This is a genomic window from Pantoea sp. nfd-35, assembly GCF_056892255.1.
The window spans coordinates 3929634-3950313 of record NZ_CP122403.1 but is presented as its reverse complement, the minus strand read 5'-3'; the positions used below and the strand labels follow the sequence as shown (position 1 = coordinate 3950313).

Below are 20680 nucleotides of genomic sequence, written 5' to 3'. Positions count from 1 at the left end.
TCATGAAATCACGTCTTCCGGCCGTGCTGGTGCTGCTGTTGAGCGGCTGTACTGTTGGCCCCGATTACCAACGCCCTTTGATGGCGATGCCGGTTCACTACAAAGAGGCCAGAGGCTGGCAGCAGGCGACGCCCCAGGACGATCGGCACAAGGGCGAATGGTGGTCGGTGTACCAGGATGCCACGCTAAACAGCCTGCTCAGTCAGGTCAGCCTCTCTAACCAGAATGTGGCTGAATACGCGGCGCAGTATCGCCAGGCGCAGGCGCTGGTGGCGCAGTCCCGGGCGGCGCTGTTTCCCACCCTGGATTATGACGCCAGTGCGACGCGGAGCGGCAGCCACACTGACAGCACGCGCACCACCAGCAGCAGCCATCAGGCGGCGCTGAATGCCAGTTGGGAGCTGGATTTATGGGGCAAACTGCGTCGGACAAGGGAAGAGGATCAGGCCAGCGCGCAGGCAAGCGCAGCGGAACTCGCCAATATCACCCTGAGCGCCCAGACCGAGCTGGCGGAAGACTACTTCCAGTTGCGCATCATGGACGAAAAAATTGGTTTGTATCAGCAGAGCATCGCCGCCTATCAGCGCTATCTGAGCGTGATACAGAACCAGTATCAGGCGGGAACGGAATCCCGCGCCACGGTGGCTCAGGCGCAGCAACAGCTGGAGAGCGCCAGCGCCTCGGCCCAGGATTATCAGTGGCAGCGCGCCCAGATGGAACATGCGATCGCCCTGCTGGTGGGCAAAGCGCCTGCGGATTTCAGCCTGCCTGCCGCAACCCTGACGGCAACCTTACCGGCGATTCCCGGCGGCTTACCGGCCGAACTGCTGCAGCGCCGTCCCGATATCGCCATGGCCGAGCGTAAAATGGCGGCAGCCAACGCGGCGATCGGGGTTGCCACCGCCGGGTACTATCCCGATCTCACCCTCAGCGCCAGCGGCGGCGTGAGCGCCTCTGCGCTGCATAACCTGTTCGCGTTACCTAACCGTGTCTGGTCGCTGGGACCCGAGCTGAGCGGCTCGCTGCTGGACTTTGGCGCCACCTCGGCCAGTGTGGATCAGGCCCGCGCTGCCTACGATGCCAGCGTGGCGAACTATCGACAGACGGTGCTGACGGCGATGCAGGATGTCGAAGACCGCCTGGTGGAACTGAACACGCTGCAGGGCGAAATCGCCGCACAGCAGCGCGCCACCGCCGCCGCGCAGACTTCGGCCCAGGTCACGCGCAATCAGTATGAGGCCGGGATGATTGACTATCTGGATGTGGCGACAACCGAAAACAGCAGCCTGAGCGCGCAACAAAGTTTACTGACGCTGAAAAGCACCCAGTGGGTCAGTAGCGTGGCGCTGATCGCGGCGCTGGGCGGCGGCTGGCATACCGCACCATGAAGGCGGCATAGCGCTGAAATCTGCCAATAATCAGTTGTCGATTACGGCTAAATCCTGCATCGTGAGTGGCTATTTTTAAGATGCTAAGGAGCCGGCATGTTATTCACCTTTTTCCGCCTGGTATTCCGCCTGCTGTGGCGGGTTGAACTCCGGGGTGATCTCGCTGAACTGCATAAGCAGAAGGTGCTGATTACCCCGAATCACACCTCGTTTCTGGATGGGGCGCTGCTGGCGCTGTTTCTGCCCATCAAACCGGTTTTTGCGATTTATTCATCGATCAGCGAGCACTGGTTTTTACGTCTCATCAAGCCGTACGTGGATTTTGTTCCGCTCGATCCCACTAAACCCTTGGGGCTGAAGCAGCTGGTGCGGCTGATCGACAGCGGGCGTCCGGTGGTCATTTTCCCGGAAGGCCGTATTACCGTCACCGGATCGCTGATGAAAATTTACAGCGGGGCCGGATTTGTCGCGGCAAAATCTGGTGCCACCGTGGTGCCGATGCGCATTGAAGGCGCGGAGTTTACGCCGTTTGGTCGCCTGGCGGGCGTCTTTAAGCGTCGTTTGTTTCCGCGCATCACACTCAGCATTTTACCCGGCACCCATATTCCGATGCCTGAAGCGAAACGCGCCCGTGATCGTCGCGTGCTGGCCGGTGAACACCTGCATCACATTATGATGGAAGCACGCATGGCCGTGCGCCCACGGGAAACCCTGTTTGAGGCATTTCTCAATGCCCGCCAGCGCTACGGCGCGTTTAAACGCTGCATTGAAGACGTGAATTTCAAACCGGACAGCTATACCGGTTTACTGAAAAAAGCGTTGGGCGTCGGACGGATTCTGGAGCGTTACAGTCAGCCCAACGAGTACGTAGGGCTGCTGCTGCCTAACGCCACGGTCACCGCGGCGGCTATCCTGGGCGCTTCCCTGCGTGGGCGCGTGCCTGCGATGCTGAACTATACCGCTGGCGTAAGCGGCATGCGCGCGGCGCTGACCGCATCAAAAGTGAAAACCGTGTTTACGTCCCGCCAGTTTCTGGACAAGGGCAACCTGTGGCACCTGCCGCAGGGCCTGACAGAGGTACAGTGGATCTACCTGGAAGATCTGAAGGATACCGTCACGCTCAAAGACAAGCTCTGGATACTGGCGCATCTGATCGCGCCGCGCCAGGCCCAGGTGGCGCAGCAGCCGGAAGAGGCGGCGATGGTGCTGTTTACGTCGGGATCGGAAGGCCATCCCAAAGGCGTGGTGCACTCGCACAAAAGCCTGCTGGCCAACGTTGAACAGATCCGTACCGTGGCAGACTTTACGCCGCGCGACCGTTTTATGTCGGCCCTGCCGCTGTTTCATGCTTTTGGCCTGACCGTGGGGCTGTTTACACCGCTGATGACCGGAGCGCAGGTCTTTCTCTATCCCAGCCCGCTGCACTACCGGATCGTGCCGGAGCTGGTTTACGACCGTAACTGCACCGTTCTGTTTGGGACCTCCACCTTCCTGGGTAACTATGCCCGCTTTGCCCAGCCCTATGACTTTGCGCGACTGCGCTACGTGGTGGCCGGGGCAGAGAAGTTGCAGGAAACCACGCGCCAGCTGTATATGGACAAGTACGGCATTCGTATTCTGGAAGGCTATGGCGTCACCGAATGCGCGCCGGTGGTGGCGATCAACGTGCCGATGGCCGCGAAAGCGCATACCGTGGGCCGTATCCTGCCGGGAATGGATTCTCGCCTGATGTCGGTGCCGGGCATCGAAAACGGCGGGCAGCTACAGCTGCGTGGCCCTAACATCATGAAGGGCTATCTGCGGGTCGAGAACCCCGGCGTGCTGGAAACCCCGGCAGCTGATAACGGCGAAGGCCAGAGTGAAGCGGGCTGGTACGATACCGGCGATATCGTCAGCTTTGATGAGGGCGGCTTCTGCCAGATTCAGGGGCGCGCCAAACGCTTTGCCAAAATAGCCGGCGAGATGGTGTCACTGGAGGTGGTCGAGCAAATCGCCCTGAAGGCCTCACCGGATAAACAGCATGCGGCCTCGCTGCGGCCTGACGGTAATCGGGGTGAAGCATTGGTGCTGTTTACTACCGACAGCGAACTGGCACGCGAGAGCCTGCAAAAAGCCGCGCGTGAGCTGGGGGCTGCCGAGCTGGCCGTACCTCGCGACATTCGCGTGGTAAAAACGTTGCCCCTCCTGGGCAGTGGTAAACCTGACTATGTCACGCTGAAAAACATGGCGGAAGAGGAACAGGCATGATCGTAGAACGTGATGCGCCGTTATTGTCGCGCGGCATGATAGCGGTAATGGTGGCGCAGTTTTTCTCCGCGTTCGGCGATAATGCCCTGCTGTTTGCCACCCTGGCATTATTAAAAAACCAGTTCTATCCCGACTGGAGCCAGCCGATCCTGCAGATGCTGTTTGTGGCAACCTATATCCTGCTGGCCCCGTTTGTGGGGCAGATGGCGGACAGCTTTGCCAAAGGGCGGGTCATGATGTTTGCCAACAGCCTGAAGCTACTGGGTGCGATGATCATCTGCTTTGGCTTTAATCCCTTCCTGGGTTACACCCTGGTGGGGATCGGCGCGGCGGCGTATTCGCCCGCCAAATACGGCATCCTTGTGGAAATCGCCCATGACGAGAAGCTGGTCAAAGCCAACGGGCTGATGGAAGCTTCCACCATTGCGGCGATCTTACTGGGCTCGGTGGCGGGCGGCATCCTGGCGGACTGGAACCTGGTTGCCGCGCTGGCGGTCTGTGCCTTGACCTATGCCGTGGCGGTAACGGCGAACCTGTTTATCCCTAAACTGCACGCCGCGCGTCCCGGCCAGAGCTGGAACTTCGCGGCCATGCTGCGCAGCTTTATTGCCGCAACGCGCGTACTGTGGAACAACGCTGAAACGCGTTTCTCCCTGCTCGGGACCAGCATGTTCTGGGGCGCAGGCGTCACGCTGCGTTTTCTGCTGGTATTATGGGTGCCGGTGGCGTTGGAGATCCAGGATAACAAAACCCCGACCACGCTGAATGCCATGGTGGCGGTCGGTATCGTCGTGGGCGCGGCGCTGGCGGCAAGGCTGGTTACGCTGGAGACCGTGCGCCGCTGTATGCCTGCCGGTGTGCTGATTGGGATCGTGGTGGTGATTTTCTCGCTGCAACATACGCTGCTGAATGCTTACCTGCTGCTGTTAGTGATTGGCGTACTCGGCGGTTTCTTCGTGGTTCCGCTTAACGCGCTGCTGCAGGAGCGGGGCAAACAGAGCGTGGGATCCGGTAATGCCATCGCGGTACAGAACCTCGTTGAAAACACCGCCATGCTGGTGATGCTTGGGCTGTATACCTTAGCCATTCGGGCTGGCGCGCCCGCGGTGGCGACCGGCATGGGCTTCGGCGCACTGTTTGCACTGGCGATTGCCGTGCTGTGGCTGTGGCGGCCGTCCTCCCGCCCTTGATGTCACCACGGCGGGGCGCGCTGGCCCCGCCGTTTGGCTTTTCCTTCCTGCCTCGAAATCAACGTCTCTCCCTCTGTCACAATCCTTTAATTACCGATGCAGTATATTCAAAATAATATAGTTTGTTTGGTGATTGTTTTTGTTTGTTATTTTATTTTATTCACGATAATTTTTTACGATGCATAATTAATTTAAACTTGAAATCGAATTCAACGTTAAAAATTTTGAAATAAATATTTATTTAATATTGCCGATTAATTTCTGGCTTCCTTCGGGAATTAGCTCGGAGGAAAGAAAGGAGCTCGGTTTAATGAATATGACGCAAAGACTCTCTCTGGCTTTTTCGCTTTTAGCAGGTTCGTTAATTATTCTAGGGATCGTAACTATTTCACTTCTCGCGGGTTTTCAGGCGCGATTTGAATATGTGCAGGTCAACACGATTGATTCGCTCAAGGTGCTGAACCGGTTGGTGGACGAAAGTAATCGCCTCTCCGTGGCGTTATATCGTCATCAGACCGAAGACGAGATCGGTAAACTGGCCAGCCTTGAAGCTGTGATCCAAAAACGCATTGAGGATATTTCGACATTAACAAAATATTATGTCGATAATGATATTACTAATGACGAGGATCGGGCGATGACGGATAAGTCACTCCAGCTGATCGCGGCGGTAAAACAAAACCTTCCGGCGTTTCTTAACGCCTCCCGATCGCATCAGAACGCACTCAGCCTGGCGCTGTTAAGTGATGATGAAGGCATCGGCGGCGCCATCACCCAACTCAAAAGCAGTTATCGCAATCAGTTTGACTTTAACAGCAAAATTGGCGAAGCGTTGCGCCTGCAAAACCAACATATCTACCTGCAGACCAAATGGGGCATGGCCGCCGGTATTGCCCTGACGATTATCGGGCTGGGCATGCTGACGATCTTCACCATCCTGCGCGTCCGCCGCAGCCTGAAGGCCATCGGTGATGTGATGGAGCGCGCCAGCACCCGTCTTGATCTCTCCCTAAAGGCGGATGACAGTCGCCGCGATGAAGTCGGCATCATGGCGCGGTCGTATAATCGCCTGATGGAAAGCATCTCTTCTGCCCTGCACGCGGTCAGCAGCGCCTCACAGTCGGTCAGCAGTGCATCGGCACAGATTGCGGCAGGCAATGAAGATTTGTCGGCCCGCACGGAAGAGCAGGCGGCCTCGCTGGAGCAAACCGCGGCCAGCATGACCCAAATCAGCGAAACCGTCAGGCAGACCGCAGACAACACGCGCCAGGCAAGTCACCTTGCAGAAAACACGCGCAATCTCTCTGACACCAGTTCTGCGGCACTCAATACCATGCTGAATACCATGGCCTCGATTCGCGACAGTTCGGGCAAGGTGGGCGACATCATCACCCTGATTGAAGGCATTGCGTTTCAGACCAACATTCTGGCGCTCAATGCGGCGGTTGAAGCGGCACGTGCCGGCGAACATGGGCGCGGCTTTGCCGTCGTAGCAGGCGAAGTGCGCAACCTGTCGCAGCGTTCCACCACCGCTGCCCGTGAAATCAAAGGGCTGATTCAGTCGTCGAACGAGTTGATCGAATCGGGAACCTCCCAGGCGGATAACGTGAACCACAATATGGAGACGATGCGCGGTGCGGTCAGTCAGGTCACCGATCTGGTTAACGAAATCGCTGCGGCGGCCACCGAGCAGAGTCAGGGAATTTCGCAGGTCCATCAGGCGGTCAATCAGATGGACGATGTGACTCAGCAGAATGCGGCCCTGGTCGAAGAAGCCTCAGCCGCGTCGCTCTCTCTACAGGAACAGGCCGATACGCTTGCTGCGCTGGTGCGGAAGTTTACGCTTGCCGGTCCGTCGGCCTCAGGGGAGACGCCACAGCGCAACCCTGCAGCCGTCAGGGCACCTAAACCGGTGCTGGCACTGGCGACAAGTGGGCAGGATAACTGGCAGCGTTTTTAAGCGGACGGTTTGAAAATATAACGAAAGGTCGGCGGTCAGTTACGCCAGACTGAAAGCCGCGTGCGCACGCAGTGCGCACGCTTTTTTATCAGCGACGCAGCGCGATCGCTTCAATCTCAATCTTCACATCTTTGGGCAGACGGGCCACTTCCACGCAGGAGCGCGCCGGGAAGGGCGCATTGTGCTCGGTAAAGAAGGCTTCGTAGGTGGCGTTTACGGTCGCAAAGTCATTCAAATCTTTCACGAATACCGTGGTTTTCACGATATCGGCAACCTTCAGGCCCGCCGCTTCGACGATCGCCTTCACGTTTTCCAGCGACTGGCGCGCCTGTGCCGATACGTCTTCAGCAACGTCGCCCGTGGCCGGGTTCACCGGAATCTGACCCGAGGTGATGATCATGCTGCCGAGATCAACGCCCTGCACGTAAGGGCCGATAGCCGCTGGGGCTTTTTCCGTACTGATTTCACGAGACATCATTTCTCCTTAGAGTAAGGCCGGGGCAGCAAAGGCGCTGCCCGCCATAAAACGCGGTTCATTATAAGCGCGGCAGGGCCGATTAAAAGTGACCCAATACCACATGACGGGCGAACTCTTTCTCACAGTATTTACACTTGAGGTGTACCTCATCGGCGCGGTGCTTCACGGCGAAGCTGGAGAACACCGGTTCGCTGCGGCTGATGCAGTTGCTGTTCGGGCAGGTCAGCACCCGATCGATGCGATCCGGTAGCGCAGGGGCGATCTTGGCCACCACTTCATAGTCATCAATGCGGTTGACGGTGGCGTGCGGCGCATAAAACGCCAGCTGATTGATCTGATCTTCCGTGAGATAGGTGTTCTCGATCTTAATCAAATCTTTGCGGCCCATCTCCCCCGACGGCAGATTCAGGCCGATGGTGATGCGCTGGTCGGTTTCGGTCAGGCGAAACAGCGACAGGAGCTTAAAGCCTACCTGCGCAGGGATGTGATCGATAACCGTGCCGTTTTTGATGGCTTCGACCTGCAGTTTGTTATCCTGGCTCATACTGTCACTCCTTACAGGGCGGTGTCGCTGTTTAAAACCAGTGCCAGTAAAGCCTGGCGTGCGTAGATGCCGTTACCGGCCTGCTGGAAGTACCAGGCGTACGGCGTGCTGTCCACGTCGGTGGTGATTTCATCGATGCGCGGCAGCGGGTGCAGCACCTTCATGTTGTCGCGCGCACCGTTCAGGTCTGCGGCGCGTAAAATAAACTGCGCTTTGACGTTGGCATATTCTGAAGGGTCAAGTCGCTCTTTTTGCACCCGGGTCATGTAGAGAATATCCAGATCCGGCATCACCTCTTCAAAGCTGTCGTGACGTGACCAGGTGATATTCTGCTCGTCCAGCATATCGGTAATATACGCCGGCATCGCCAGCGCGTCCGGGGCGATAAAGAAGAAGCGGTTGCCGTCAAACTTCGCCAGCGCCTGGGTCAGAGAGTGCACGGTGCGCCCATATTTCAGGTCACCCACCATCGCCACGTTCAGGTTGCTGAGGCGCCCCTGGGTTTCACGAATGGTGAACAGGTCCAGCAGCGTTTGCGTTGGGTGCTGATTTGCGCCGTCTCCGGCATTCAGAATCGGGATGCCGTTGGAAAACTCAGTGGCCAGCCGCGCGGCGCCCTCCTGCGGATGACGCATCACGATGGCATCCACGTAGGTGCTGATAACCGAAATGGTATCGGCCAGGGTTTCCCCTTTTTTACCCAGTGACGTATTGCTGCCATCGGCGAAGCCCACCGCAGAGGCGCCCAGGCGATGGATGGCGGTTTCAAACGACAGCCGGGTGCGGGTCGAGGCCTCAAAGAAGCAGCTGGCGATCACATTATGTTTCAGCAGTTCCGGCTGGGGATGTGCTTTAAGCTGCGCAGCGGTGTGCAGGACCAGCTCCAGCTCGTCGCGGCTGAGATCGTTAATTGAAATGATATGCTTGCGATATAGCGGGTTAGCCATAGCTCTCTCCTCTGCGGCGCGGCCGGATTGCGGACAAAAAAAAGCCCCTTAGAAAGGGGCTTTTTTAAGATCGTTTCGATGACGGAAAGAAACAGCGGTGCCGCCTGCGTTGAGGCGAGGTAGCGCGTCACATTGTGCACGATGCTGTTGCATGTTTCCTCCGGCAAATTGTGGCGCATTATACGCCATCAGGCATGCGCATCAAGGAAAAATCGCGCCACAGGTAAACGTTTGCGGCAGCCCGATTAGCGCTGTCCCAGCGTGGCCACCATCACCGCTTTAATGGTGTGCATCCGGTTTTCCGCCTGATCGAATACGATGCTGTGCGCCGACTCAAAGACGTCATTGCTGACCTCCATGCCATCCTGCAGGCCGTACTGTTCCGCCATCTGACGGCCCAGCGTGGTCTGATCGTCATGGAAGGCCGGTAAGCAGTGCAGGAATTTCACCTGCGGATTGCCGGTCAGCGCGAGCATCGCGTGATTGACCTGATAGTCGCGCAGCAGGGCAATACGTTCTTCCCACACTGCTTTGGCTTCACCCATGGAAACCCAGACATCGGTATAGATGAAATCGGCGCCTTTCACGCCCTCGGCAATATCTGCCGTCAGGGTGATTTTGCCGCCGGTCTGTTCGGCAACCTGACGGCACTGAGCCACCAGGTCGGCTTCCGGCCAGCAGCTTTGCGGCGCGACCATACGCAGATCTAAGCCAACCTGTGCCGCCGCTTCCAGCATGCTGTTACCCATATTGTTGCGAGCATCGCCCACGTACACCAGGGTCATCTCACTGAGCGGCTTGCCTGGCAGATGCTCCTGCATGGTCAGCAGATCGGCCAGCAGCTGCGTTGGGTGGAACTCGGTGGTCAGGCCATTCCACACCGGCACGCCAGCATGTTCCGCCAGGGTTTCGACCAGTGCCTGACCGTAACCCCGATACTGAATACCGTCATACATGCGGCCTAACACGCGCGCGGTGTCTTTCATCGACTCTTTATGGCCGATCTGGCTGCCGCTTGGGCCGAGGTAAGTGACGTTTGCCCCCTGATCGTAAGCGGCAACTTCGAAAGAGCATCGGGTACGGGTCGAGTCTTTTTCGAAGATGAGCGCGATGTTTTTGCCTTTCAGGTACTGGGTTTCACTGGCGGTTTTTTTTGCGCGTTTTAATTCGGCGGACAGGGTAAGCAAGTAGTCAATCTCAGCCGGGGTAAAATCCAGCAGCCTGAGGAAATGACGTTGATACAACTGACTCATACAGCACTCCGGTACGGGGTTTATAATGAATTAAAATTCAATTTAACCGTATGAATATGCATTTTCAACCCTGACGAGAATAATCTTTTCTGTTTTGTGTAGTGGCGCGACAGGCAGTATGGGAAAATAATCACTTATTGCCGAACTCAGAGAGGATATCGCCATGGCATTTGAAGCATTGTTGGAAGAGCAGCGTGAAGAGACGCGGCTGATCATCGAAGAACTGTTAGAGGATGGCAGCGATCCCGATGCGCTCTATACCATTGAGCACCATCTCTCCTGTAACAACTTCGACTCGCTGGAAAAAGCGGCGGTGGACGCCTTTAAACTGGGCTATGAAGTCACCGAGCCAGAAGAGCTGGAGCTGGAAGACGGCACTACCGTGATGTGTGTGGACATCCTCAGCGAAGGCGCGCTGAAAGCGGAGCTGATTGATGCCCAAGTGGAGCAGTTGGTGAACCTGGTAGCCAAATACAACGTCGACTATGACGGCTGGGGTACCTACTTCGAAGACCCGAACGCCCAGGATGACGACGAAGACGACGGCGAGGCTATCGACGAAGACGACAACGGCATTCGCCACTAATCAACACCGGCGGAGCCTGCTCCGCCTTTCCTGTTCTCCGGCCCTGTCTGACATCCATGAATTACGCACCTTTACTTGAACCGATACATCAGTTTTTGCTCTGCCGCACGCCTCAGTCCTGGATCCTTGAGGCGCGTAAACCGGAAAACCTGACCCTGCTGCTCACTGACCATCTGGTATGCGAACTGAAAGCGGCCCAGACCGCCGTGTGGCTGATCCGCAAATACGTTGCCGACAAACCCAGCGGTGACCGGATTCTGGCGTGGCTGAAGCCTTACGAGAATTTTATCTTCCGCGAGGACGGCGACAGCGATTTTATCAACGCCCATAAAAATCTGACCAAAGCCATTATTGTGCGTAACGAGCTTCCCTGGGCGGACGATCTGGTTGAGAAAATGGTGCTGCTGATTAAAGAAGAGCTGCATCACTTTTATCAGGTATGGGAAATTATGCAGGCGCGCGGGCTGGTCTATCAGAAAATCACCTCAAGCCGTTACGCCAAAGGCCTGCTGCGTGAAGTGACCACCCACGAACCCGATACGCTGGTGGATAAGCTGATTTGCGGTGCCTATATTGAAGCGCGTTCCTGCGAACGCTTTGCCAGCCTGTCGCCTTATCTGGATAGCGAATTAGAGAAGTTTTATATCTCGCTACTGCGTTCAGAAGCCCGGCATTACCAGGATTACCTGGCACTGGCCGCGCAGATCTCACCGAAAGACATTTCGGCGCGCGTGCGGGCGATTGGGGAAGCGGAGGCCAGGCTAATCAGTGAACCGGACACGGAGCTGCGCTTTCACAGCGGTGTTCCGGCGTTTTAAACGCATTACAGCGTTTTCAGCATCCTGAACTCGCAGTCACCATGTCCGGTACAGCCCAGCGCATGGTCGATGCGGGCAAAACCCAGCGATTCATAGAGCTTAATGGCGCGGGTTAAGCTGCCGGTGGTTTCCAGATAGCAGCGGCGAAAGCCCCGCTGACGCGCGTGCGCCATGGCTAAAAGCGCCAGTTCACGCGCCACGCCGAGGCCACGGATGCCCGGCAGGAAATACATCTTTTGCAGCTCACAGATATCCGGCGCACTGCAGGCGAGGGGGGCAATGCCGCCGCCGCCCATCACTTTTCCCTGATGTTCCACAATCCAGTAGGCGCTGTGCCCGGCGCTGTAAAGTTCATAAAGCTGGTCCAGGTTGGGATCGGCCACGGTATAGCCTTTGTCCGCCGTCAGGCCAAATTCCGCAGAAACGTCACGGATCACCCGGGCGATATGAGGATTGTCGTCGGCGACGATAGGACGCAGCAAGGGTTGCGGCTGAGTATCAGGGATCATAACGGGGTAGAGTGACGGAATCAGGTTAGACATGCGTCAGAAATAGCATTATCGTCGGGCAAAAGCAATAATGTTCACCGTGCATGGAGGCGTATAACGTGTTTTCCCGTTTCAGTTTTAAAACCATTAAAGACCTTTTCCCTTTCTTTATTATTGTCGGCTTTATCAACGTCTGGGCATATTTTCAATGGATTGGCAGGCCGGATGTTTTTCCGTTGATAATAAATAATGTGACTGGCGTTATTGCTATTCTTATCACCTCGATACTGTTTTTCAGCGTATTTTCGGTCACGTTACTTATTCCCTCCGGGTTCTGTTCAATATCCTCCGCGCAAAAGGGCAAAAAAGCTCGCCCGACGCGGCGCTATAACGAAGGCTGCTGCGCGATCACCACCTTTAGCGCCTTCCTGACTATTTTCACATGGCTTTATTTTGGCAGCACTACACGCGCCTGGCTGATTCTCCCCGCGGCATTCGTTGTGGCTTTGTGCGTACACAGCCTGGTGAATCACCGGATTAATCGCCACCGGCAACAGCGCCAGCGCCAGGTGCTTGCCAGGCTCAAGCGCATTCGGTCGGCTGAGAACGGACTAACTGCAAAATGTAAAAGGCGTTTTTTGCTGGCAGAAATAAGCCTGAATGTCATTAGCATCAATCTCTCTTACACGCTTTTCTCTGTTGCTGTCTCTGTTCTCTCTTTTTTTCCTCTGTTGTTTCTATTGCCAGGTGATATCTATTTCTCAGCGAAAAATACCCTGCCGCAGTATTTTATTATTACCGGCTTATATCTGCTGCTCTTTATGCCGGCGCTGTTCTCACTGTTGACCAATAAAATAAAAGCGCATCATGGCTTCAAACCCATTTTGGCGTTTTCACCTGGTCTGGTCATCGGCGTGTTTACGCTGTTTTCTGTTCAGCTGGTGCAGATTAATCAGCGTGCGATTGAAATCGTCGGCATGGCGTCCTGGCACGAAAAGGTGTTTTCCGTGCCCTCGAAAGACTTCCCGGCCTATTACTTTCCCGCGTCGGTCTGGGGGCCCAGTAAAGCGACGGGCGATGCACGTTTGATTACAGGCATCGAGGCATTTACCAACGGCGAAACCCACCTGATCTGCCCGGCACGCTTAAAGGCGCTCAGGCAAAGGGCGCTGAAAAGGAATGCCTTACTGTGGCAGGCTGATGAGAAAGCCAAAACGGACCTGGTTGGCATGAGCCAGAACTGTCTCTTGATTAAGGGCGATAAGGTGACGACGGCGGCGGTACTGAAAACGCTCCTGCCCGATGAGGTCAATGTGAAGCCATAAAAAAGCCCACGCCAAAGCGTGGGCTGTAGCAAACACGAAGCTGTACGATTACAGCGCGGCGATGACGGCCTGCTGTTCGATCAGTTTGGTTTTTGACTGTTCCATCTCGGCGACGCGCTCGCGCTCTTTGGCGACGACCGCTTCCGGGGCACGGGACACAAAGCCTTCGTTAGCCAGCTTGGTCTGGATCTTCTCGATTTCCACATCCAGCTTCAGCAGCTCTTTGGCCAGGCGCTCCAGCTCGGCGGTTTTATCCACCAGATTCGCCATCGGGATCAGCAGCTCGGCGCCTTCCACGATTTTGGTCACCGACACCGGGCCTTTCTCGCCCGCAGGCAGAATGGTCAGGCTTTCGAGTCGCGCCAGGCGTGACAGGAAGTTACGGTTGGCCTCAACGCGGCGCTGGGCCGCCTGGGAGCAGTCGCGCAGCAGCACATCCAGCAGCTTGCTGGGCGCGATGTTCATCTCCGCACGGATATTACGGACCGCGATGATCGCCTGCTTCATCCACTCGATGTCGGCTTTGGCTTCGGCATCTTCTTTCGCCGTATCAAACTGCGGGAACGGCTGCAGCATGATGGTGTCATCGCTGATGTTTTTCAGGCCCTTCACGCGCTGCCAGATAGTTTCCGTGATAAACGGAATGATCGGGTGCGCCAGGCGCAGCAGCGCTTCCAGTACGTGAACCAGCGTATGGCGCGTGCCGCGCAGCTCGGATTCACTGCCGCTGTTCATGACCGGCTTAGTCAGCTCCAGGTACCAGTCGCAGAACTGGTTCCAGGTGAAGTCATACAGGATGTTGGCAGCGATATCGAAACGATAGCTGTCCAGCGCCTCACGGTAGGCTTTTACCGTGTGGTTGAACTCGGTCAGAATCCAGCGATCCGCCAGCGACAGCGTCATCTCGCCGCCGTTCTGACCGCAGTCCTGGTCTTCGGTGTTCATCAGCACAAAACGGCTGGCGTTCCACAGCTTGTTACAGAAGTTGCGATAACCTTCCAGGCGCTTCATGTCCCAGTTGATATCACGGCCGGTTGAGGCCAGCGCCGCCAGCGTAAAGCGCAGGGCATCGGTACCTGATGGCTCAATGCCGTTCGGGAACTGCTTCTCGGTACGCTTGCGGATTTTTTCCGCCAGCTGCGGCTGCATCATGTTGCCGGTGCGTTTTTCCAGCAGATCTTCCAGCGAAATGCCGTCAACCATATCCAGCGGATCAATCACGTTGCCCTTGGATTTCGACATTTTCTGGCCTTCTTCGTCGCGAATCAAACCGGTCATGTAGACGGTTTTAAACGGCACCTGCGGCTTACCGTTTTCATCTTTGATGAAGTGCATGGTCAGCATGATCATGCGGGCAATCCAGAAGAAGATGATGTCGAAGCCACTCACCAGCACGCTGGTGGGGTGGAAGGTGCGCAGGGCTTCGGTATTCTCCGGCCAGCCCAGCGTCGAGAAGGTCCACAGGCCTGATGAGAACCAGGTGTCCAGCACGTCATCGTCCTGACGCAGCGCCACATCGGCGGCCAGGTTGTTCTCGGCGCGAACCTCGTCTTCGGTACGACCCACATAAACGTTGCCGTCGTTGTCATACCAGGCCGGAATACGGTGGCCCCACCAGAGCTGACGGGAAATACACCAGTCCTGAATATCACGCATCCAGGAGAAGTACATGTTCTCGTACTGCTTCGGTACAAACTGAATATCGCCATTCTCAACCGCTTCAACCGCGACTTTTGCCAGCGGTGCCGTACGCACGTACCACTGATCGGTCAGCATCGGCTCGATGACCACGCCGCCACGGTCGCCATAAGGCACGGTGAGATCATGCGGTTTGATCTCTTCCAGCAGGCCCAGCTCGTCTACCGCAGCCACGATGGCCTTACGGGCGGCAAAACGCTCCATCTTCTGGAAATCAGCAGGAATCGCGTCGCTGTAAGCAGTGCTGGCTTCGCCGTTGGTGTCATAAACCTGGGCGCTTTCACGGATATCGCCGTCGAAGGTCAGGATGTTGATCATCGGCAGCTTATGACGACGGCCCACTTCGTAGTCGTTAAAGTCATGCGCCGGGGTGATTTTCACGCAGCCGGTGCCTTTTTCCATGTCGGCGTGCTCATCGCCCACCACAGGAATCAGGCGGTTAACCAGCGGCAGCATGATAAATTTACCGATCAGATCTTTGTAACGCGGATCTTCCGGGTTTACCGCCACGCCGGTATCACCCAACAGGGTTTCCGGACGGGTGGTCGCGACGACCAGATAATCTTTACCGTCGGCGGTTTTCGCGCCATCGGCCAGCGGATAGCGGATGTGCCACATTGAGCCTTTGCTCTCGCGGTTTTCCACTTCCAGGTCAGAGATTGCCGTACGCAGCTTCGGATCCCAGTTCACCAGGCGCTTGCCACGGTAAATCAGGTTTTCTTTGTACAGGCGCACAAACACTTCTTTCACCGCATTAGACAGGCCATCGTCCATGGTGAAACGCTCGCGCTCCCAGTCAACCGAGTTGCCCAGGCGGCGCATCTGGCGGGTGATGGTGCCGCCCGATTCAGCTTTCCACTGCCAGATTTTGTCGATGAACGCATCGCGACCGTAATCCTGACGGGTTTTGCCTTCTTCTGCGGCGATCTTGCGCTCAACCACCATCTGGGTGGCGATGCCTGCGTGATCGGTACCGGCCTGCCACAGGGTATTTTTGCCCTGCATGCGCTGGTAGCGGATCATGGTGTCCATGATGGTTTGCTGGAAGGCGTGACCCATGTGCAAGCTACCGGTGACGTTCGGCGGCGGGATCATGATGCAAAAGCTTTCCTGGCTGGTGTCGCCATTCGGTTTGAAGTAGCCCTGCTTTTCCCAATGCTCGTAAAGCGGCTGCTCGATATCTTGCGGGTTATATGTCTTATCCATTTCTGCTATGTCGTTTGCGGCTGTGGCGGCGTTGCCGTATTCAATTGGAAGCCAACGCTGCGATACGCTTTGTAGCGATCGCGCGCCAGCTGTTTGAGAGCGTCTTCGTAAGGAACGAAGTCTATCACTTCATGGAAAGCAGTAGCAAAATCTGCGAACTGCGGCAGCAGGCTGATCAGCAGGTCGCGTGGCGAATTGCCCCGACGCTGCGGCCATGCCAGCTCAACCGGTGCGCCGTAGCGCGGACCTTCCCCGGCGAGATTGTGCGGCACAAAGGCGTTGGCGGGGCGCTGCCACAGCGCCTCATCAAGCCGAATGGCTTGCTGCTCATCTTCACAGGCGATGAGCACCCGCTTACCGGCCCGCCAGCGTGTTTCCGCCAGATCGCACACCAGCGCTTCAACGGCGCTTAAGCCATCGCTGGATGCATCGGTTTCCAACACGTAGAAGGTTGCGTTTTTCATCGAATTGCCTGTTTAAAGAAAAGAAGGGCGGAGTAAGCTCCGCCCCGATGGGTTCGGTGGTCCGTACGATCAATCGTCGCCGTTCAGGCCAGCACGATTCAACAGGAACTGCGACAGCATCGGCACCGGACGACCGGTGGCGCCTTTGGCCTTGCCTGAACGCCAGGCTGTACCGGCGATGTCCAGATGCGCCCAGTTATATTTGCGCGCAAAACGGGCCAGGAAGCAAGCGGCGGTAATCGCCCCACCCGGACGGCCGCCAATGTTCGCCATATCGGCAAAATTGGATTCCAGCTGTTCCTGATACTCATCGGCCATCGGTAAACGCCAGGCGCGGTCGCCAGACTGCTCCGAGGCACCAATCAGTTCATGCGCCAGCGGATTGTGGTTCGACAAGAGTCCGCTGACGTGATGACCCAGGGCAATGACGCAGGCGCCGGTCAGTGTGGCAACGTCAATCACCACTTCCGGATCGAACCGCTCCACGTAGGTCAGCGCATCACACAGCACCAGGCGGCCTTCAGCATCGGTATTTAACACTTCAACCGTCTGACCGGACATGGTGGTCAGCACGTCGCCTGGACGCATGGATTTGCCGTCCGGCATGTTCTCGCAGCCGACCAGCACGCCCACCACGTTCAGCGGCAGATTCAGTTCGGCGACCATGCGCATCACGCCATAAACCGAGGCCGCGCCGCACATGTCGTACTTCATCTCATCCATGCTGTCCGCAGGCTTGATGGAGATACCGCCGGAGTCAAACGTCAGCCCTTTGCCAACCAGCACAATCGGACGCGCGTCGGTATCCGGGTTGCCTTTGTACTCAATGACCGACATCAGGGATTCATTATGCGATCCCGCGCCCACCGAGAGGTAGGCGTTCATGCCCAGCTCTTTCATCTGCTGCTCGCCAATCACGCGGGTCGTGATGTTTTTGCTGTAGGCATCCGCCAGCTGGCGCGCCTGAGATGCCAGGTAAGCAGGATTACAAATGTTAGGCGGCATGTTGCCCAAATCTTTTGCCGCTTTCACACCGGCGGCCACCGCCAGCCCGTGCTGAATGGCGCGCTCACCGCTGGTAAGCTCACGGCGCGTCGGCACGTTAAACACCAGCTTACGCAGGGGACGACGTGGCTCCGCTTTGTTGCTCTTCAACTGGTCGAAGTTATACAGCGCCTCTTTCGAGGTTTCGACGGCCTGACGTACTTTCCAGTAGGTATTACGCCCTTTGACGTGCAGCTCTGTCAGGAAGCACACGGCCTCCATCGAGCCAGTGTCATTCAGCGTGTTGATGGTTTTCTGGATCACCTGCTTATACTGGCGCTCGTCCAGCTCACGCTCTTTACCGCAGCCAATCAGCAGAATACGCTCTGACAGGATATTCGGCACATGATGCAGCAGCAGCGTCTGGCCCACTTTGCCTTCCAGTTCACCGCGGCGCAGCAGGGCGCTGATATAGCCGTCGCTGATCTTATCCAGTTGCTCGGCAATCGGTGACAGACGACGCGGTTCGAAAACACCAACTACAATGCATGCACTGCGCTGTTTTTCCGGACTACCGCTTTTTACACTGAACTCCATGCACTCTCCTGAATCTTAAAGACAACGGCCGCTGCTGCCGCTAGAATGTAGCGCATTCGTGACCCATTTATTAAGCGAAGCATTAAGACACATGCTGCTGGAGGTCATAATGGATCAGGGTGACAAGATGTTGTTTTTTCATCACCCAAACGCGATTACCATACATTTCTAGCGTCGACGACGGCCATTTATGAAGAAAAATGGCTAATAAGCGTTGAAATTAGCGATTTTCCTGCAAAAAGACAAGTTTTCACAGGCGTATTAAGCGTGATCATTATTAGATATCTGGTTCGGGAAACGCTCAAAAGCCAGCTGGCTATCCTGTTTATCCTGCTGTTGATCTTCTTCTGTCAGAAGTTGGTGAGGATTTTAGGGGCTGCGGTGGATGGCGAAGTGCCGACAAACCTTGTTCTGACGCTGTTAGGACTCGGCGTGCCTGAAATGGCACAACTTATTTTGCCCCTAAGCCTGTTTCTGGCGATTTTAATGACGCTCGGGCGGCTGTATACGGAAAGTGAAATTACCGTTATGCATGCCTGCGGCCTGAGTAAGGCGGTGCTGGTCAAAGCGGCGATGGTGCTGATGCTGTTCACCTCGGTGGTGGCTGCGGTTAACGTCATCTGGCTTGGCCCCTGGTCGTCGCGCTATCAGGAACAGGTCACTCAAAACGCTAAAGCGAACCCTGGTGCGGCTGCTCTGGCTGCGGGACAGTTCCAGACCTCCAGCGACGGTAGCGCCGTGCTGTTCCTTGAGAACGTCAAAGGCAATCAGTTTGGTCACGTCTTCCTGGCCCAACTGCGGCCAAAAGGGAATGCGCGGCCTTCCGTGGTGCTGGCCGACAGCGGGCACATGGAACAGAAGAAAGACGGCTCACAGATTGTGACCCTGGATAAAGGGACCCGATTTGAGGGAACGGCGTTGCTGCGCGATTTCCGCATCACCGACTTCACTAACTACCAGGCTTACGTAGGTTATAAGCAGGCTACGCTGGATCCTAACGATGTAGACCAGGCCACGTTTGCTACGCTGTTATCGAACAAAACGCCTGAATTCAGGGCTGAGCTTCACTGGCGTATTACGCTGGTCTTTGCCGTGCTGGTCATGGCCTTGATGGTGGTGCCGCTCAGCGTGGTCAACCCGCGTCAGGGACGCGTGCTCTCGATGCTGCCCGCGATGCTGCTGTACCTGATTTTCTTCCTGCTGCAGAGTTCGCTGCGCTCAAGCGGGGCGAAAGGCCGCCTCGATCCGGCTATCTGGATGTGGGTGGTGAATATTAGTTATCTGGCGTTAGCGATCGTGCTTAACCTGTGGGATACCGTGCCGATGCGTCGAATTCGTGCGCGCTTTACACGCGGAGGATCGGTCTGATGTTTCGCGTTCTCGATCGTTATATCGGTAAAACGATATTTAATACCATCCTGATGACGCTGTTTATGCTGGTCTCGCTGTCCGGCATTATCAAGTTCGTCGATCAGCTGCGTAAAACCGGACAGGGTGCCTACAGCGCGCTGGATGCAGGTTATTACACCTTGCTGAGTGTGCCAAAAGACATCGAAATCTTCTTCCCAATGGCGGCCCTGTTAGGTGCATTGCTGGGGCTGGGAACGCTGGCGCAGCGTAGTGAACTGGTGGTCATGCAGGCGGCGGGCTTTACCCGCATGCAGGTGGCCCTGTCGGTGATGAAAACGGCGATTCCGCTGGTGCTGCTGACCATGGCTATCGGCGAGTTTGTCGCCCCTCAGGGCGAGCAGATGGCGCGTAACTTCCGTGCGCAGCAGCTCTATGGTGGCGCGCTGGTGTCGACGCAGAGCGGTTTGTGGGCCAAAGACGGCAACAATTTCATCTACATTGAACGTGTTAAAGGCGACGATGAAATTGACGGCGTCAGCATTTACAACTTCACTGACGATCGCCGTTTACAGAGCGTCCGCTATGCTGCAACGGCGAAATGGAATAAAGACAAGAAGTTGTGGGTGCTGTCTCAGGTGGACGAATCGAATCTGACCGATCCGAAACAAATCACCGGCTCACAAAGCCTGACTGGCGAGTGGAAAACCAGCCTGACCCCAGACAAACTGGGCGTTGTGGCGCTGGATCCGGATGCGTTGTCGATTACCGGCCTCTACGATTACAGCAAATACCTGAAGCAGAGTGGTCAGGAGTCTGGCCGTTACCGGCTGAACATGTGGAGCAAAATCTTCCAGCCGCTGTCCGTAGCGGTCATGATGCTGATGGCGCTGTCGTTTATCTTTGGTCCGCTGCGTAGCGTATCCATGGGCGTGCGCGTGGTCACCGGGATCAGCTTCGGCTTCCTGTTCTACGTACTGGATCAGATTTTTGGCCCGCTCAGCCTGGTTTATGGTCTGCCGCCGATTTTCGGCGCGATACTGCCAAGCTTTGCCTTCTTTGCCATCAGTCTGTTTATGCTGATAAAACGGCGATAGATGCTGACAGTCAGAAAGGCCGCGCGATGCGGCCTTTTTTTATGGCTGGTGTCGGTGACGAAT

At 56.3% G+C, this 20680-nt stretch carries 17 protein-coding genes; 9 read left to right on the top strand and 8 right to left on the bottom strand.

The window, feature by feature from the left end; genetic code table 11:
• Window positions 1-2 precede the first annotated feature (2 nt).
• From P9J57_RS18320 to P9J57_RS18305, 4 genes are all read left to right on the top strand, one after another.
• Window positions 3-1388, top strand: a complete 1386-nt coding sequence (locus P9J57_RS18320) for an efflux transporter outer membrane subunit (protein WP_072136348.1) — start codon at window positions 3-5, stop codon at window positions 1386-1388.
• A 96-nt stretch (window positions 1389-1484) separates the two neighbouring features.
• Entirely contained in the window at window positions 1485-3635 is a 2151-nt protein-coding gene (aas, locus tag P9J57_RS18315; RefSeq protein WP_029569510.1) for a bifunctional acyl-ACP--phospholipid O-acyltransferase/long-chain-fatty-acid--ACP ligase, read from the top strand.
• Entirely contained in the window at window positions 3632-4825 is a 1194-nt protein-coding gene (gene lplT / locus P9J57_RS18310) for a lysophospholipid transporter LplT (RefSeq protein ID WP_024472192.1), read from the top strand. The genes aas and lplT overlap by 4 nt, the downstream gene beginning before the upstream one ends.
• 310 nt (window positions 4826-5135) lie before the next feature.
• Window positions 5136-6785, top strand: coding sequence for a methyl-accepting chemotaxis protein (locus tag P9J57_RS18305; protein ID WP_457196410.1), 1650 nt, complete (start codon window positions 5136-5138; stop codon window positions 6783-6785).
• 88 nt (window positions 6786-6873) lie between these two features.
• Here P9J57_RS18305 and ridA read toward each other — a convergent pair whose 3' ends face one another.
• The 4 genes from ridA to argF all read right to left on the bottom strand — a co-directional run bounded on the left by ridA (window position 6874) and on the right by argF (window position 10007).
• A complete protein-coding gene (gene ridA / locus P9J57_RS18300; RefSeq protein ID WP_014606727.1) occupies window positions 6874-7260 on the bottom strand; it encodes a 2-iminobutanoate/2-iminopropanoate deaminase in 387 nt (128 codons plus the stop codon).
• An 82-nt stretch (window positions 7261-7342) separates the two neighbouring features.
• Window positions 7343-7807, bottom strand: a complete 465-nt coding sequence (gene pyrI / locus P9J57_RS18295; RefSeq protein WP_013024382.1) for an aspartate carbamoyltransferase regulatory subunit — start codon at window positions 7805-7807, stop codon at window positions 7343-7345.
• 11 nt (window positions 7808-7818) lie between these two features.
• Entirely contained in the window at window positions 7819-8754 is a 936-nt protein-coding gene (gene pyrB / locus P9J57_RS18290) for an aspartate carbamoyltransferase (RefSeq protein WP_013024383.1), read from the bottom strand.
• Between the two features lie 245 nt (window positions 8755-8999).
• Window positions 9000-10007 carry an ornithine carbamoyltransferase gene (argF, locus tag P9J57_RS18285; RefSeq protein WP_013024384.1) on the bottom strand — a complete coding sequence of 336 codons (1008 nt, stop codon included), beginning with the start codon at window positions 10005-10007 and terminating at the stop codon, window positions 9000-9002.
• A 163-nt stretch (window positions 10008-10170) separates the two neighbouring features.
• On the opposite strand from argF, the gene rraB reads away from it, so the two are divergent.
• Both rraB and miaE read left to right on the top strand, forming a co-directional pair.
• Entirely contained in the window at window positions 10171-10593 is a 423-nt protein-coding gene (rraB, locus tag P9J57_RS18280; protein WP_013024385.1) for a ribonuclease E inhibitor RraB, read from the top strand.
• Window positions 10594-10649: 56 nt separating this feature from the next.
• Window positions 10650-11411: a tRNA isopentenyl-2-thiomethyl-A-37 hydroxylase MiaE gene (gene miaE, locus P9J57_RS18275; protein ID WP_014606725.1), complete on the top strand. Its 762-nt coding sequence runs from the start codon at window positions 10650-10652 to the stop codon at window positions 11409-11411.
• Between the two features lie 5 nt (window positions 11412-11416).
• Here the strand turns inward: miaE and P9J57_RS18270 are convergent, their stop codons facing one another.
• Window positions 11417-11953 (bottom strand): GNAT family N-acetyltransferase, encoded by a 537-nt coding sequence (locus P9J57_RS18270; RefSeq protein WP_105079617.1) that lies wholly within the window; start codon window positions 11951-11953, stop codon window positions 11417-11419.
• A gap of 50 nt (window positions 11954-12003) precedes the next feature.
• On the opposite strand from P9J57_RS18270, the gene P9J57_RS18265 reads away from it, so the two are divergent.
• Window positions 12004-13224: a hypothetical protein gene (locus tag P9J57_RS18265; RefSeq protein WP_483279341.1), complete on the top strand. Its 1221-nt coding sequence runs from the start codon at window positions 12004-12006 to the stop codon at window positions 13222-13224.
• 48 nt (window positions 13225-13272) lie between these two features.
• Here the strand turns inward: P9J57_RS18265 and P9J57_RS18260 are convergent, their stop codons facing one another.
• From P9J57_RS18260 to pepA, 3 genes are all read right to left on the bottom strand, one after another.
• Complete coding sequence (locus tag P9J57_RS18260) at window positions 13273-16128, bottom strand: valine--tRNA ligase (RefSeq protein ID WP_483279340.1); 2856 nt, start codon at window positions 16126-16128, stop codon at window positions 13273-13275.
• Window positions 16129-16133: 5 nt separating this feature from the next.
• Window positions 16134-16592 (bottom strand): DNA polymerase III subunit chi, encoded by a 459-nt coding sequence (locus tag P9J57_RS18255; RefSeq protein ID WP_013024391.1) that lies wholly within the window; start codon window positions 16590-16592, stop codon window positions 16134-16136.
• Window positions 16593-16661: 69 nt separating this feature from the next.
• Window positions 16662-18173: a leucyl aminopeptidase gene (gene pepA, locus P9J57_RS18250; RefSeq protein WP_483279339.1), complete on the bottom strand. Its 1512-nt coding sequence runs from the start codon at window positions 18171-18173 to the stop codon at window positions 16662-16664.
• A gap of 267 nt (window positions 18174-18440) precedes the next feature.
• On the opposite strand from pepA, the gene lptF reads away from it, so the two are divergent.
• Together lptF and lptG are read left to right on the top strand one after the other, a co-directional pair.
• Window positions 18441-19541: an LPS export ABC transporter permease LptF gene (gene lptF / locus P9J57_RS18245; protein ID WP_013024393.1), complete on the top strand. Its 1101-nt coding sequence runs from the start codon at window positions 18441-18443 to the stop codon at window positions 19539-19541.
• Window positions 19541-20617 (top strand): LPS export ABC transporter permease LptG, encoded by a 1077-nt coding sequence (gene lptG, locus P9J57_RS18240; protein ID WP_014595186.1) that lies wholly within the window; start codon window positions 19541-19543, stop codon window positions 20615-20617. Before lptF ends, lptG begins: the two co-directional genes overlap by 1 nt.
• Window positions 20618-20680 lie beyond the last annotated feature (63 nt).

Bases quoted from the DNA above. Each gene is read 5' to 3' on its own strand.
- P9J57_RS18305 (WP_457196410.1), top strand. From the start codon at position 5,136: ATGAATATGACGCAAAGACTCTCTCTGGCTTTTTCGCTTTTAGCAGGT.
- argF (WP_013024384.1), bottom strand. From the start codon at position 10,007: ATGAGTCAGTTGTATCAACGTCATTTCCTCAGGCTGCTGGATTTTACC.
- ridA (WP_014606727.1), bottom strand. From the start codon at position 7,260: ATGTCTCGTGAAATCAGTACGGAAAAAGCCCCAGCGGCTATCGGCCCT.
- pepA (WP_483279339.1), bottom strand. From the start codon at position 18,173: ATGGAGTTCAGTGTAAAAAGCGGTAGTCCGGAAAAACAGCGCAGTGCA.
- P9J57_RS18255 (WP_013024391.1), bottom strand. From the start codon at position 16,592: ATGAAAAACGCAACCTTCTACGTGTTGGAAACCGATGCATCCAGCGAT.
- rraB (WP_013024385.1), top strand. From the start codon at position 10,171: ATGGCATTTGAAGCATTGTTGGAAGAGCAGCGTGAAGAGACGCGGCTG.
- P9J57_RS18265 (WP_483279341.1), top strand. From the start codon at position 12,004: ATGGAGGCGTATAACGTGTTTTCCCGTTTCAGTTTTAAAACCATTAAA.
- lptG (WP_014595186.1), top strand. From the start codon at position 19,541: ATGTTTCGCGTTCTCGATCGTTATATCGGTAAAACGATATTTAATACC.
- pyrB (WP_013024383.1), bottom strand. From the start codon at position 8,754: ATGGCTAACCCGCTATATCGCAAGCATATCATTTCAATTAACGATCTC.
- aas (WP_029569510.1), top strand. From the start codon at position 1,485: ATGTTATTCACCTTTTTCCGCCTGGTATTCCGCCTGCTGTGGCGGGTT.
- P9J57_RS18320 (WP_072136348.1), top strand. From the start codon at position 3: ATGAAATCACGTCTTCCGGCCGTGCTGGTGCTGCTGTTGAGCGGCTGT.
- lplT (WP_024472192.1), top strand. From the start codon at position 3,632: ATGATCGTAGAACGTGATGCGCCGTTATTGTCGCGCGGCATGATAGCG.
- miaE (WP_014606725.1), top strand. From the start codon at position 10,650: ATGAATTACGCACCTTTACTTGAACCGATACATCAGTTTTTGCTCTGC.
- P9J57_RS18260 (WP_483279340.1), bottom strand. From the start codon at position 16,128: ATGGATAAGACATATAACCCGCAAGATATCGAGCAGCCGCTTTACGAG.
- pyrI (WP_013024382.1), bottom strand. From the start codon at position 7,807: ATGAGCCAGGATAACAAACTGCAGGTCGAAGCCATCAAAAACGGCACG.
- P9J57_RS18270 (WP_105079617.1), bottom strand. From the start codon at position 11,953: ATGTCTAACCTGATTCCGTCACTCTACCCCGTTATGATCCCTGATACT.